Below are 607 nucleotides of genomic sequence, written 5' to 3' on the forward strand. Positions count from 1 at the left end.
TCGGCCTTCCCGCACAGACGGCGGACGACGATGCAGCGATGGAGCTTGCGCTGCGCAGATTGCGGGTCTTTTTCTTGGTGCAGGCCGCTCCCTCGCCCGCCGTACTGAAGCAAGACGCAGCTTTTCTCGAACGACGCAAGCGTTTCGCGTCCGCGGTCGCAGGTGTAGGCCATTCAACCCTCGCGCCCGACGGTGCGATTGAATCTTTGCGGTTCATCGACCTCTTCGCGCGGGGAGATGAAGGGACAAGTCCGTATGTGGGTGCGTTGATCAATCCGGTTCCGGCAGTGCAGAAGGCTGTTGCCAGAGGAACCAACTTGCACCTGGGAATTCCCTTTCACGGAGAACTAGCCCATCCGTCCATCTCTTACTCCGATGTGCTTGAAGGCAAGCTTCTCCCCGATCAACTCAAGGGCCGCACGATCGTGGTCGGGCCGTCGCGCAATGTCGCGCTGGGCACGCTAGCCGTACTTTGGTACGTCGCTACCGGCACCGGCACCGGCATAGGCACAGGCATAGGCACGGGCACGGGCACGACATTGGTCTCCTCAACGGAAGTCCACGCGAGCGCCATCGACGCGCTGCAGCAAGGCCGCTACATCCTGGG

General features: G+C 61.8%; 1 pseudogene. It reads left to right on the forward strand.

The annotated features are described in order from the left end of the window. Positions 1-317: 317 nt before the first annotated feature. A pseudogene (locus QN413_RS27080) lies at positions 318-607 on the forward strand (hypothetical protein); the annotation flags it as partial.

Source organism: Variovorax sp. LG9.2, from assembly GCF_035018885.1.
In the GTDB taxonomy this organism is placed as follows: Bacteria; Pseudomonadota; Gammaproteobacteria; order Burkholderiales; family Burkholderiaceae_C; genus Variovorax.